This window comes from Streptomyces sp. NPDC048172 (assembly GCF_043202595.1).
Lineage (GTDB): Bacteria > Actinomycetota > Actinomycetes > Streptomycetales > Streptomycetaceae > Streptomyces.
Map to the genome: position 1 here is coordinate 161,066 of NZ_JBIDAT010000010.1, position 12,707 is coordinate 173,772.

At 73.5% G+C, this 12,707-nt stretch carries 10 protein-coding genes and 1 pseudogene; 6 read left to right on the forward strand and 5 right to left on the reverse strand.

Going from position 1 to position 12,707, the window contains the following annotated elements; all coding sequences use genetic code 11:
- Window positions 1-6 precede the first annotated feature (6 nt).
- Window positions 7-396, forward strand: a complete 390-nt coding sequence (locus ACGF3A_RS36670) for a hypothetical protein (protein ID WP_393734827.1) — start codon at window positions 7-9, stop codon at window positions 394-396.
- Between the two features lie 70 nt (window positions 397-466).
- Window positions 467-1,624, forward strand: coding sequence for an MFS transporter (locus ACGF3A_RS36675; protein ID WP_393734828.1), 1,158 nt, complete (start codon window positions 467-469; stop codon window positions 1,622-1,624).
- Here the strand turns inward: ACGF3A_RS36675 and ACGF3A_RS36680 are convergent.
- A pseudogene (locus tag ACGF3A_RS36680) lies at window positions 1,617-2,738 on the reverse strand (N-acetylmuramoyl-L-alanine amidase); the annotation flags it as partial. The gene ACGF3A_RS36675 and the pseudogene ACGF3A_RS36680 sit on opposite strands and share 8 nt — an antisense overlap.
- Window positions 2,739-2,966: 228 nt before the next feature.
- On the opposite strand from ACGF3A_RS36680, the gene ACGF3A_RS36685 reads away from it, so the two are divergent.
- Window positions 2,967-3,557: a TIGR03086 family metal-binding protein gene (locus ACGF3A_RS36685; RefSeq protein WP_393734829.1), complete on the forward strand. Its 591-nt coding sequence runs from the start codon at window positions 2,967-2,969 to the stop codon at window positions 3,555-3,557.
- A gap of 69 nt (window positions 3,558-3,626) precedes the next feature.
- On the opposite strand, the gene ACGF3A_RS36690 is transcribed toward ACGF3A_RS36685, so the two are convergent.
- On the reverse strand, window positions 3,627-5,096 hold the full coding sequence (locus tag ACGF3A_RS36690; RefSeq protein ID WP_393734830.1) for an FG-GAP-like repeat-containing protein: 1,470 nt from the start codon (window positions 5,094-5,096) through the stop codon (window positions 3,627-3,629).
- Between the two features lie 270 nt (window positions 5,097-5,366).
- On the opposite strand from ACGF3A_RS36690, the gene ACGF3A_RS36695 reads away from it, so the two are divergent.
- From ACGF3A_RS36695 to ACGF3A_RS36705, 3 genes are all read left to right on the forward strand, one after another.
- Complete coding sequence (locus tag ACGF3A_RS36695) at window positions 5,367-6,284, forward strand: alpha/beta fold hydrolase (RefSeq protein ID WP_393734831.1); 918 nt, start codon at window positions 5,367-5,369, stop codon at window positions 6,282-6,284.
- Between the two features lie 108 nt (window positions 6,285-6,392).
- Complete coding sequence (locus tag ACGF3A_RS36700; RefSeq protein ID WP_393734832.1) at window positions 6,393-7,049, forward strand: TetR/AcrR family transcriptional regulator; 657 nt, start codon at window positions 6,393-6,395, stop codon at window positions 7,047-7,049.
- A complete protein-coding gene (locus ACGF3A_RS36705; RefSeq protein WP_393734833.1) occupies window positions 7,046-7,612 on the forward strand; it encodes a cupin domain-containing protein in 567 nt (188 codons plus the stop codon). Before ACGF3A_RS36700 ends, ACGF3A_RS36705 begins: the two co-directional genes overlap by 4 nt.
- A 1-nt stretch (window position 7,613) precedes the next feature.
- On the opposite strand, the gene ACGF3A_RS36710 is transcribed toward ACGF3A_RS36705, so the two are convergent.
- The 3 genes from ACGF3A_RS36710 to ACGF3A_RS36720 form a co-directional block, all read right to left on the reverse strand.
- A complete protein-coding gene (locus ACGF3A_RS36710) occupies window positions 7,614-9,905 on the reverse strand; it encodes a xanthine dehydrogenase family protein molybdopterin-binding subunit (protein ID WP_393734834.1) in 2,292 nt (763 codons plus the stop codon).
- 238 nt (window positions 9,906-10,143) lie between these two features.
- Window positions 10,144-11,610 (reverse strand): 2Fe-2S iron-sulfur cluster-binding protein, encoded by a 1,467-nt coding sequence (locus ACGF3A_RS36715; protein WP_393734835.1) that lies wholly within the window; start codon window positions 11,608-11,610, stop codon window positions 10,144-10,146.
- Window positions 11,607-12,482 (reverse strand): FAD binding domain-containing protein, encoded by an 876-nt coding sequence (locus tag ACGF3A_RS36720; RefSeq protein ID WP_393734836.1) that lies wholly within the window; start codon window positions 12,480-12,482, stop codon window positions 11,607-11,609. Before ACGF3A_RS36720 ends, ACGF3A_RS36715 begins: the two co-directional genes overlap by 4 nt.
- Between the last annotated feature and the right edge of the window lie 225 nt (window positions 12,483-12,707).

Genomic DNA, 12,707 nt, shown 5'->3' on the forward strand with positions numbered 1-12,707 from the left:
AGAGCAATGCTCTCGTTCTCTTTCACAAACCTGCGTACAGATCCCGCGTCGGCCGGTCGGGAAGAGCTGTCGACACCGATCGGACGGGCGAGCTGCCTCTTCGCCGACTTCGAGATCGTCGCCGGGGGCGCGACGCTCTACGCCGACGACGCCTTCCCGGTCGCCGAACTCGCGCACCACCTGCGGAACTGGCTCCGCCAGGACGCCCCCGCCCATCGCCCCTTCTCCTTCGACTCCATGTTCTTCGAGGATCCCGGGGAGATCGTGATCTCCTGGAGCGTCGGTTCCTGGAGGTTCAGCTCGGCCGAACGTCCCGAGCCCCTCGGGTCGTTCTCGGAACGCGAGGTCGCCCTCACCGTCGCGGAATTCTGCGACCGGCTGATCCTCCACGACTGACGGACGCCCCGCACGGTTCACGTCGCGATCCCGCCGGATATCCGGATCGGTCCGCGTTGGACTTGGCGGCATGGCAACCGTTCCTGTCCCCCGTTGGTCCGCCGTCGTCGCCGTCATGGTGGGGATCTTCGCGATCGTCACCACCGAGATCCTGCCCGTGGGGCTGCTGACCGGGATCGGGGGGAGTTTCGACGTTTCGGATGGGCGGGCCGGGCTGATGATGGCCGTGCCCGGGGTGCTCGCCGCGTGTGCGGCGCCCGGCGTGACCGTGCTGACCGGGCGGCTGGACCGGCGCGTGATGCTGTGCGCGTTCATGGCGTTGCTCGCGGCGGCGAATCTCATTGCCGCGTGTGCGACGTCCTTCCCCGTCATGCTCGCCTCGCGGGTGATGGTCGGCGTCGTCATCGGAGGGTTCTGGTCGATCGCCGCGGGCGTCGCCGCGCGGCTCGTTCCGGAGCGGGAGAGGGCGCGGGCCACCGCGTTCGTGTTCGCCGGGGTGCCCCTCGGCTCCGTGCTCGGCGTGCCGCTCGGCACGCTGCTCGGGGATCTCGCGGGGTGGCGGACGGCGTTCGCGGTGATGGGGGTGGTGTCCGTCCTCGTGTGCGCGGCGCTGGCGGCGACCGTGCCCCGCCTGCCCGCCGGGACGGCCACGCGGGCCGCCGTGCTGCTCCGTACGCTGCGGGCCCGGCCGACGCGTGCGGCGCTCACCGTGACGTTCCTCGTCGTGCTGGCGCACTTCGGGACGTACACCTACGTGACGCCGTTCCTGGAGGGCGTCACCGGCGTGGGCGCGGGCACCGTCACCGCGCTGCTGCTCCTCTACGGCGCGGCCGGGGTCGCCGGGAACTTCGCCGGGGGCGCGGCCGTCGCGCGGTGGCCGCGGGCCGCGTTCGGGATCGCGGCGGCGGGGATCGGGGGCGTTGCGCTGTTGCTGCCCCTGGTCGGGCGCGGACTCGTCGGCGCCGCCGTGCTGCTCCTGCTCTGGGGCGCCGCCTACGGCGCCGTGCCGGTCTGTTCGCAGAACTGGTTCAGCAGGGGCGCAGGCGGTGCGCCGGAGGCGGCGGGGGTGCTGTTCACCGCCGCCTTCCAGGCGACGTTCGCCCTCGGCGCGTTCGCGGGAGGGCTCGTGCTGGACCGTACGTCGCTCACCACCGTGCTGGTGTGCGGCGGCGGGGTCGCGTGCCTCGCCGCCGCATCCGTCAGGGCCGTGGGACGGGTCAGCCCTTGACCAGCGCCATGTACTTGTCCCAGTCCCAGTTCGGGCCGGGGTCGGTGTGGTCGTTTCCGGGGGCCTCGCTGTGGCCGATGATGTGGTCACGGTCCTTGGGGATGCCGTGGGCGTCGGCCAGGTGCCGGGTGAGGGCCGCCGACGAGCGGTACATCGCGTCGGTGAACCAGGTCGGGTCGTCGACGTAGCCCTCGTGTTCGATGCCGAGCGAGGAGGCGTTGGCGCTGCGCGCGTGGTACGCCGTGTCCTTGTCGCGCACCATCTGGGTGACCTCGCCGTCCTTGGAGCGGACCACGTAGTGGGCGCTGACCTGGGCCTCGGGGTTCTGGAACCAGCTGATGGAACCCGCGTACGAGCCCTGCGTGACATGGATGACGATCTTGTTGAGCGACTCGGCCCTGCCGCCCGCGAAGTTGTTGCCGTCCGCCGGGACCCACTTGGCGTCGGGGTAGTCCTCGCTCTGCGTACGGGCCCCGGCCTTGGGCGCGCCCGTCTTCTTCGGGTCCACGCCGCGCGCGGTGACGGCGACGCGCTCGCCGTCGGGGGTCTTGGCCTTGATCCCCTTCTTGAGGAACGAGTAGACCGTGTCCGCGTACAGCCGCGCCGTCGCGCCCTTGGCGCCGCTGTACTTGGTGAGGGCCGGGTACCAGGCGTTCACGTCGTCGCGCTCGTCCGCGTCGAGGCCGAGGCGGTCGGCGTAGGCGCGGAGGACGGCGGCGCCGCCGTGGATGTTCGCGCCGGTGTCGCGGCGGAGCTTCGCGACGGGCTCGCCGGTGAGGTCGGCGGCCTGTTCGAGGGTGTGCCGGGCCGGGTTGCTGACGAGGTGCATCACGCCGTACCCGTTGGCCTGGCTGGGTTTGCCCTTGTGGCCGTCGAAGTGGGTCTCGCCGTAGCCGACGGCGGCCAGGACGTCGCGGGGGACGTCGAACCGGTCGGCGGCGGAGGCGAACGCGGCGTTCATGGTGTCGTCGGAGGGCTCGGGGGCCGCCGACGCGGTCGGGATCGTGCCGGTGGCGAGAAGCGCCGCCGAGGCGAGGACCGCGACGAGCGGGGCGGCCTTCGCGGTCCGCCGCGCACTGCCGCCGAGGCTGCGGATGCTGCTGACTCCGGGCATAGCTGGCTCCTGAGAGGTGGGGGGATGGAGCTGGTGCGTGCCTTGAGACCGGCCACAGTACCGATGTGGTAAGGGCATGACAATGACATACGGACGTTGACATCTACGCGCGTCCCACTTCGACTCTTCCCCGCCGCCACCTCGCCGTCCCGCCGTCACCGGCCCGTGGGATTCTGGTGCGGTCGCGTTCCGAAAGCGGCGCCACTCCCGTCCAGTTGGAGGCCTGTGATGGATCTGTCCTCGTTGCCCGACGCGCGCCCGCTGTACGACCGGGCGCTCGCCCAGCTCGTCGGCCTCGTCGACGCGGCGAAGCCGGAGCAGTTCGACGCGCCGACACCGTGCACCGAGTGGACCGTGCACGATCTGCTGGTCCACCTCCTCGACGTGGCCGCCCGTTCGGCCGCCGCCGGGTCGGGCGGCGAACCGGCCGCCGCCGACGGCGGTGACGACAGCGACTGGCACGCCGCGCTCACCGAGGCGGCCGGGCGCGTCCGCGAGGCGTGGGCCGACGACGCCCTGCTCGACCAGCAGATGCAGATGGCCTTCGGCGAGGTGCCGGGCCGGATGGCCGTCGCCGTCGTCGCGAGCGACGCCATCGTGCACGCGTGGGACCTCGCGCGGGCCCTCGACCTGCCGACCGGGGTCCTGGACCCCGAACTGGCCGCGTTCGCCCGCGAGATCGGCGGCCTCATCGCCCCGCCGGAGCGCCGCGGCGCCCCGGTGCCGTTCGACCCGGTCCGCGAGGCGAGCCCGGACGCCGACGCCTACACCCACTTGGCGGCATGGATGGGCCGCGACCCGGAGTGGGCCGCGGCCTGATCCCACGGGGGCCGGGAGCCGTTCGGCCCCCGGCCCTGTTTCTCGTTCGCTGAGACGCGGGAAGTCGCGTCAGCGGGCGAACGTGCCGCCCAGGCGCGCGTCCGCGGCCGGGGCGCCGAGGGCGGTCGGGCCCCAGGAGGTGACGCCCGTGGCGGTGAGGCCGGACTTGGAGCCGCGCAGGGACCAGACGGCGCCCGCGTCCTTCTCGGCCGCCGTGCCGTCCTCCTCCGGGGCGCCGATGGCCAGGTCGTCGTGGCCGTCGTTGTCCGTGTCGCCCAGGCTCACGGCCTGGCCGAAGCGGTCGCCCGCCTCGACGGCGCCGGGGACGCCCGCCGTGCCCTGGTCCCAGTTCTTGGCGCCGGTGCCGGAGAGGCCGCCCTTGCCGCCGAGGAGCTGGACGATGGCGCCGGTGTCCTTGCCGGAGGCGCCGCTGCCGATGTCCTCGCCGGGGACGCCCGCCGCGATGTCCGCGTAGCCGTCGCCGTTGACGTCACCGGCGGTGAGGGAGGCGCCGAACTCGTCGCCCTCCTCGTTCTTGCCGGGCACGCCCGCGCTGTTCTGGGTCAGCGTGGTCGTACGGGAGGCGCTGGGCCCGTTCTTCGTGCCGTAGAGGACCTTCACCGTGCCGTGGTCGTACGGCAGGTTCTCCAGGACGCCGCCCGGGACGGTACGGATGACGAGGTCGCCGTAGCCGTCCTTGTCGACGTCGCCGACGGTCGCGGTGGCCGCGTCCTGGGTCTCGACGGCCTTGCCCATGCCGCTCTTGGAGCCCGCCCAGAACTGCGACTTGCGGGACATCTCCTCGAAGCCGTACGTCCCGACGAGGTCGTCGACGCCGTCGCCGGTGACGTCACCGGCGGTGACCTCCATCAGCTCGCTGTCGCCGACGTCCGCCGTCACGTCCTCGGAGTCGGCCACCTGGCCGCCCTTGAACGGGCCGTGCAGGACCTGGAGGTCGGACCAGCTGCCCTTCTTGCCGACGACGAGGTCGTCCTTGCCGTCGCCGTTGAAGTCGCCCGCGGCCATCTTGGAGCCGTCGACCTCCTTCTCCAGCGCGTTGGCCGCGTCGAGACCCTTGCCCTTGGCGCCCCAGAGGATCGTGACGCCGGTGTCGTTGCCGGGCGCGGAGACGGCGAGGTCCGTGACGCCGTTGCCGTCGAAGTCGCGGGCCGCGAGGACGCCGCCCCAGCCGCCGCCCTCCTCCGGGTCGCCGGGGACCCAGGAGGTCTTCTGCGTGATGATCTGGCGGTGCTTGGGGTTGGCGCCCTTGGCCGAGCCGTAGACGACGGTGACGTAACCGGCGCCCTTGACGCCGCCGACCGTCCCGTTGGAGCCGGAGCTCACGGTGTCGGCGTAGCCGTCGCCGTTGAAGTCCGCCTTGTAGCCCGCGGCCTTGGTGGCCTTGGCCGCCGCCTTCGTTCCGCTCTTCGCGTCCGTGTCGACGGGAGCCGCACCTGCCGTCTGCACCGCGACGAGCGAGAGGCCCGCTGCCATGGCACCGGCCACGGCGATGCCGGCGGTCAGAGATCGCTTGCGCACTGTTCCTCCAAACAGGACTGCCCGGTCGCTGTGGGTGGCGCTCCTGCGCGCCAGCGCTCCGTGCTCTGTGGGGTACGACACGGCGCCACCGTGGTCGGTTGTACGAACCTGTGCGTTCCCGGGCGATTGTGAAGGGATCATGACATTCCGCTTTTGCCCCCGCGTTGCCCCCCGTTCACCTCTCAAGACACTCGGGCACCGCCCCACGGTTCCGGCGAACGGTCCCGGCTTGCCCGGAACAGCCCCCTGTGTTCCGGCAGACTCTCCCTTATGCCCCACTACACGTCGTACGACGGAGCGCAGCTCGCCTACCGCACACTCGGCGGCGTACGGACGGGCGGTTCGGGCGGTACGGGCGGCACGAACGCGGGCGACGGTGACCCGGAAGCGGAGCTTCCCCCTCCCCTCGTCTGTCTCGCCGGAGGACCCGCGCGCGACGCCGCGTACCTCGGGGACCTCGGCGGGCTGAGCGCGTTCCGCCCCCTCGTCGTCCCCGACCAGCGCGGCAGCGGTGCCTCACCGCCGCCCGCCGCCCCCGGCGCCTACGCCTTCCCGCGGCTCGCCGAGGACGTCGAGGCCCTCCGCGCCCATCTCGGCCTGGAGCGCTTCGCGCTGCTCGCGCACGACGCGGGGACCGCCACGGCGCAGGCGTACGCCGCCGCGCACCCCAGCCGCCTCAGCCACCTGATCCTCCTGAACCCCGGCTCCCGCCTCCAGGGCCTGCTGCCCGACGACGCCCGCGAGATCTTCGAGGCCCGCGCGGCGGACGAGGACTGGTGGGAGGACGCCTACGTCGCCGTCCGGATGCTCTCCCACGCGACGGACCTCGACGAGATCCGGAGCCTGCTGCTGCGGGCCGCGCCGCTGGCGTACGGGCACTGGGAGCTGCCGCAGCAGGAGCACGCGGCGGACGAGGGGGTCCAGCTCAACCCCGTGCCGCGCGCCGCCTTCTGGCAGGGCGTGTCGGAGGGCGAGCGCCGGGCCGTCCTGGACGGGCTCGCGGCGGTGGAGGCGCCGGTGCTCGTGGTGACCGGGGACCGCGACGGGGTCACCGGCATGCGCGCGGGCGAGGCGGTGGCCGCCTGCTTCCCCGACGCCCGCGTCCGGCCCCTGCACGGCGTAGGCCACTACCCCTGGGTCGACGAGCCGGAGCTTCTCCGGCCGCTCCTCGAAGAGTTCCTCGCGTAGCCGTCACGGCAGGCTATTGCACTACCCAGTGCAAAAGCTCTACCGTTCAGTCTCCTTGATGCACCACACGGTGCAATCCGTTCACGGCCAGCTCAGGGAGAAGCACCTGTGTCCGAACCCACGGCGCCGCGCCTCGGCGGCAGGCCCGACAAACGCCAGGCCATCACCCGTGCCGCGCGGCTGGTGTTCGGGCGGGAGGGGTACACACGGGCCGGTGTGGACGCCATCGCCGCCGAGTCGGGCGTGGCCAAGCGCACCATCTACAACCACTTCGCGGACAAGGAAGACCTCTTCTGCACGGTCGCGATCGAGGGCGCCGACGCGGTCACCGAGGCCGTGCACGTACTGCTGGAGCGCCATCTGCGGAAGATCGTCGACCTGGAGGAGGACCTGACGGCCTTCTGCCTGGAGAGGGCGCGGGCCGTCACCGAGTTCCCCGAGCACTTCGCGCTCGTCCGCGCGATCCACGCGGAGGTGGCCCGGCTGCCCCCGCACGTGCTGGAGAAGTGGCGCGCGCACGGCCCGCCCTCAGCGCACCAGCGCCTCGCCCCCTACCTCCGGCGGATCGCCGACCGGGGACTGCTGGAGCTGGACGACGCGGAGAAGGCCGCCGCCCGGCTCAACTCGCTGACCCAGAACGACGTGCTGCTCCGCTCCTTCCACGGAGCCCTCCCGCTGCCCCCGGCCACGGTCGAGGAGATCATCACCGACGGCGTACGGGCGTTCCTGCGCCTCTACGCCCACGAACCCAGGAGACCGGCATGAGCTTCCTGTCCCCCGACTATCCCGAGATCATCTACGACGGCGACGAGGGCGAGGTCAACGCGTCCTTCCGGCCCGCCGACGCCCCGGCCGACTACGCGCCGCGCCCCGGCACCGAGTTCCACTACCTCTCCACCCGCCTCAGCACGAACGGCCTCTTCGGGCTCTACAAGAACGTCATGGGCCCGGAGCCCGGCGGGACGAGCACGCACTTCCACAAGACGATGTCCGAGTCGTTCTACGTCCTGTCCGGCGAGATCCACGTCTTCGACGGGGAACGCTGGTTCGACGCGTCCCAGGGCGACTACCTCTACATCCCGCCGGGCGGCGTGCACTCGTTCGGCAACATCTCCGGCGAGCCCGCCGAGTTCCTGATGCTCTTCGCACCGGGAGCGGCGCGCGAGGGCTACTTCGAGGGGCTCGCCACGGTGGGCGGCATGAGCGACGAGGAGCGCGCCGAGTTCTTCCGCCGCCACGACAGCTTCTTCCCCGACATGACCAAGGGCCCCGCGACGGAGTCCTGGGAGGACAAGGCGGCGCTCCGCCGCTCGTTCAAGACCCGCTGACTCAGGACCCGCTGACCGCCGCCTGGGGGCGGATCGGGAGGCGGTTGACCGGGCGGCCCGTCGCCGACCGTACCGCCGCGGCGACCGCCGCCGGGGAGACGACGACCGGGACCGTGGACGCCGCCTTGGCGCCGAACGGGGCGACCACGTCACGCTCCTCGATCAACTTGACGATCTTGACATCCGGCGCGTCCAGGGCCGTCGGCAGGGCGTACGCGGTCAGGTCGGGGTGGCGGACCACGCCCTTCGCGACGCGCAGATGCTCCGTGAGCGCCGTGCCGATGCCCTGGGTCACACCCGCCTCGATCCGGGCGTGGAGCTGGCGCGGGTTGAGGATCCGGCCGACGTCCTGCGCGAGGGCGACCTCCACGACACGGATCGAGCCCAGCTCGATGTCCACGTCCACCACGGCCCGTACGGCCGCGAAGGCAAGGCCGACGAACGCGTCGCCCTGCCCCGTCTCGTCCAGCGGCTCGGTCGGGTGGGGGCGGCACTGGGCCGTGGCCCACAGCTCCTTGCCCTCCAGGGCCTCGGCGACGGTCGTCGAGAGGACGCCGTCGTACGAGGTGATCTTGCCGTCCGCGATCGACAGCAGCTCCGTCGACATCCCGAACTTGGCGGCCAGCGGCTGGAGCAGCTGCGTGCGGACCATCTTCGCGGCCCGCTCGACCGCGCCGCCCGAGACCCAGGTGTGGCGCCCGCGCGCGCCCGCGCCCGCCGGGGGCTGGTCGGTGTCGATGGAGGCGACGTGCACCTCGTCGATGCCCAGGGTCTCCTGGACGATCTGCCGGGCGAGGGTCGCGAAGCCCTGGCCCGCCTCGACCGCCGCGCACATCACCGTGGCGACCGAGCCGCTGACCTTGACGGTGGCGGTGGACACCTCGTCGGTGCCCTCGGCGCCGAGCATGTGGACCATGCCCAGCGCGTAGCCGATCCCGCGCCGGACGGCCGACGGCTCGCCCGCGCCCTCCGGGCCGCCGGGCAGCAGCCACTCGGACTCCGGGCCCTCCTTGGGCAGCGCGGGGAGCGGCGCCTCCCGCACGGCGGTGAGGAGTTCGGCCACGGGGGCCGGGCAGGTGACGGTCTGGCCGGTCGGGAGCAGGTCGCCGGTCGCCAGCACGTTCCGCATCCGCAGCTCGACCCGGCCGATGCCGAGCCGCTCGGCGAGCTTGTCCATCTGGCCCTCGTACGCGGCGCAGACCTGCATCGCGCCCTCGCCGCGCATGTGCCCGGACGGCGGGTTGTTCGTCCGTACGACCCAGCCGTCGATCACCGCGTGCGGGACGACGTACGGGCCGGCGGCGAAGGAGACGGCGGCGGCGAGCGCGTCCGAGGACGTGTCGGCGTACGCGCCGCCGTCGAGCAGGATCTGCGCCTCGACCTTGAGCAGCTTGCCCTCGCTGTCCGCGTGGTGGCGGTAGCGGAGCAGGGTGGGGTGGCGGTGCGGGTGGCCCAGGAAGGATTCCTCACGGGTCACGGCGATCTTCACCGGGCAGCCGGTGCGCATCGCGAGCAGCCCGAGCGGCACGCCGAGACTCGCGTCGTCACGGTCGCCGAGCGCACCGGGGACGCCGGTCACGACGATCTTGACCTGCTCGGGCGGCAGTCCGAAGCAGGCGGCGGCCAGGTCGCGGTCGGTGTGCGGGTCGGTGGAGGCGGTGTAGAGCTCCACGCCGCCGTCCGGGCGCGGCACCGCGAGCGCGGCCTCGGCCCCCACGGGCGCGGGGTCCTGGCGGCCGATCCGGTAGAGCCCCTCGACGACCACGTCGCCGACGACGTCGTGGTCGCCGTAGCGCAGCGGGATGTGCCGGAGCAGATTGCCGTCGGGGTGCAGCGGCTCGGACTCGAAGGACTTCTCCGGGTCGGTGACCGGCTCCAGCACCTCGTACTCGACGTCGATGGCGGCGGCGGCGAGCCGTGCCGTGTCGGGGTGATCGGCGGCGACGGCGGCGATCGGCTCGCCGTAGTAGCGCACCACGTCCCGCGCGAACGCGGGCTGGTCGGCGACGCGCCGTCCGTGCGCGGCGTCGCCCGGCACGTCCGCGTGCGTGATCACGGCACGCACGCCGGGCATGGCGGCGGCTTCCTCGGTGTCGATCGAGACGATACGGGCGTGCGGGTGCGGGGCGCGGTGGACGGCGGCCCACAGCAGGCCCTCGGCCCACAGGTCGGCGGCGTACGGATACGTGCCCGCCGCCTTGGCGTAGACGTCGGCGGCCTGCACGGAGGCGCCGAGCCCGTGCGGCTCGGGCTCGCCGCCCAGGCGAATGCCGCCCTCGACTGTCTCGGTCATCGCCCCGCCCTTTCTGTGTTCCGCTGCGAAGGGGCTGCCCCTGCTCGTGCGTCGCAGGCCGCGCGTGCTTCGTGGCTGATCGCGCAGTTCCCCGCGCCCCTGACGGGGCACTGCTGAGTGGCCCGTTCAGGGGCGCGGGGAACTGCGCGGCCAGCCCCCGCGCACCCGCGGTCGCGCACGCGCCTCGCGGGGCTGCCCGGAAGGCGTCCACGGCGTTCACGGCAAACAGCAGACCGCATCACGCGCCACCCCACTGGGGGTTACGGGCCTGCTGGGGAATCGCGGCGCTCTCCGCCTCGGCTCCCTCCGCGGACGCGGAACGGTCGCCGACGACCTTCTGGACGGCGTCCAGCACGCCCCGGTAGCCGGAGCAGCGGCAGAGGTTGCCGCTGATCGCCTGGCGGGTCTCCAGCTCGGTGGGCGCGTGGTTGCCCTCCAGCAGATCGTGCACGGTCATGGCGAGCCCCGGCACGCAGAAGCCGCACTGCACGGAGCCGCTCTCGGCGAGGGCGCACTGCACGTCGGAGGGGACGCCGTTCGAGGCGAGGCCCTCGACCGTACGGATCTCGCACCCGGCGGTCGTCGCGGCGGGCACCAGGCAGGCGGCCACGAGGCGGCCGTCGACCTGGACGGAGCAGGCCCCGCACTCGCCCTGCGCGCAGCCGTCCTTGGCCCCGGCGAGGCCGAGGCGCTCACGCAGCACGTAGAGCAGCGACTCACCGATCCACGCGCTGGTGACGGGCCGGTCGACGCCGTTGACGTGCAGGACGTAGGAGGTGTGCGGGTGTTCGCTGTCGACGGCCGGGGTGTTGGGCGCGTACGGGTCGTCGGCGGGCGACATCGCGGGAACCTGGGCGGCATCGACCTCGGGCTCGACAGCCTCGGGCTCGGACTCGAAGGCCTCGGACTCGGGCTCGGCCTCGACGACCTCCGGCTCCGGTTCCGGCTCGACGGCAGGCGCGGGCGCGGGCACCGGCGGCGTCGCGACGCCCCACGCGGGTGTGTCCGCAGGCGCGGGCTCCGCCCGCCACGGCTCGGCCACCGCACCGGCATCGGCGACGGCACCAGGCGCACCCGGCGCACCCGCGCCGCCGCCCTCGCCGAGCGGGCGGCGCTGGGTGCGGGCCTCGTGCGAACCGGCGAGCGCCGCCGCCGCGCCCTGGCCGAGCACGGCGGCGGGGCCGCCTGTCGACTCCTGCGCGGATTCCGCTTCCAGCTCCGGTTCCGGTTCCGCACCGGGCGCGGGCGCGGACGGCTCGGGACCGGTCCGCCCGGGACCGGTCTGCTCGGGCGCAGCCCCGGCGAACGGCATCGTCCAGTGGCCCGTCGCCGCCGGGTCGACGGCGGCCTCGGGCGTCATCGGGGAGCCGTGCGGCGGGGTCGGGTCGATGGGCGGCGGCGTGTATCCGCCCTGGCCCGTGCCGGGCGCGGCGAGCGGCATCTCCGGCGGCAGCGCGTCGGGCGGGAGCTGGACGAAGGCGGTGGCGTCGGCGTCGTACTCACCGGTGCCCCATGCCTGCGGGCGCTCCTGGCCGTAGGGACCGCCGGGCGCGTACGGGCCGGGCGTACCCGGCACGCCGTACTGCCCCGGGTGCCCCTGGTGTTCCGGATACTCCGGGTACTCCGGATACTCCGGATTCCGGTCGACATTGCCCTCGTCGTCCGGGTTGTTCCGGTTCCGGTTGTCGTGCGGTGCGCCGCTCATGCGAGTGCCCTCCCGAGTCCACGGCGGGCCAGTGTCGCCACCGTACGCCGCAGGTGCAGCGCGGCGGGCGGGAGTGCGGGGGCGGCGCCCGGCGACCCGGGCTCCGCGCCCTCCTCCGGTGCGGGGTCGGGGATGCACGCCATCGCGACGTACTCCCCGAAGGCGTTCAGCGCCTCCGGCGCGAGGCCTCGTTCGCCGTCCCAGTCGATCAGTGAGGCGATCCAGCGTTCCGCCTCCAGCGGGCGCAGCGGCATCGGGGCCACCGCGCCCACGGCGCACCGCACCCCGCGCCTCATGGGGTCGAGCACCACGGCCACCGAGGCGAGCGCCCTGCTGGGGCCCGTCCTGCCGGTGGCCTTGAGGAAGGTCTGCGGCGCGTGCAGCAGCGGCACGCGCACATAGCCGACGACCTCGCCGGGCCGCAGCATCTCCATGCCCGCGAGGAGGTGGCTCACGGGCAGCTCGCGGCGGGCGCCGTCGGGGCCCGCGATGGCGAGGGTGGCCTCCAGTGCGGCGAGCACGGGCAGGGCGTCGCCGGTCGGGGAGGCGCTGACGACGTTCCCGCCGAGCGTTCCGGCGTTCCGGATCTGGGGCGGGCCCGCGGCGCGGGACGCGGCGGCGAGGGCGGGGATGAGCGCGGCGAAGTCGGGGCGGCCCATCCGGGCGTGGGTGAGGCCGACGCCGAGCACGGCGTGCCCGTCCTGGTACTCCCAGCCGCGGATCTCGCTGATCCGCCCGAGACCGACGAGCGCGGCCGGGCGGAGCTGGCCCGAGTTCACCTCGGCCATCAGGTCGGTGCCGCCCGCGACGGGGACGGCGGCGGGCACGGCGGCGAGCGCCGCGACCGCCTCGTCCAGCGTGCTCGGCAGCATGACAGAGGGCACAGCGTGCGCGTCGCGCGGTGCATGCGATACGTGCTGTACGTGCGTGCTCAACCTGGCTGCCCCTTCCCCGGTTTTCCCGGCTGCACTGCCGTACGGTACGTGCTCACAGCCCGGACGAGGCAACTCTGGCACATCTCGGCGGGCTGCTGACACGAGGGTCCAGGAAGGACGGATCCGTCCATGACACCCGATGTGTCCCCGCTGACGGACCTG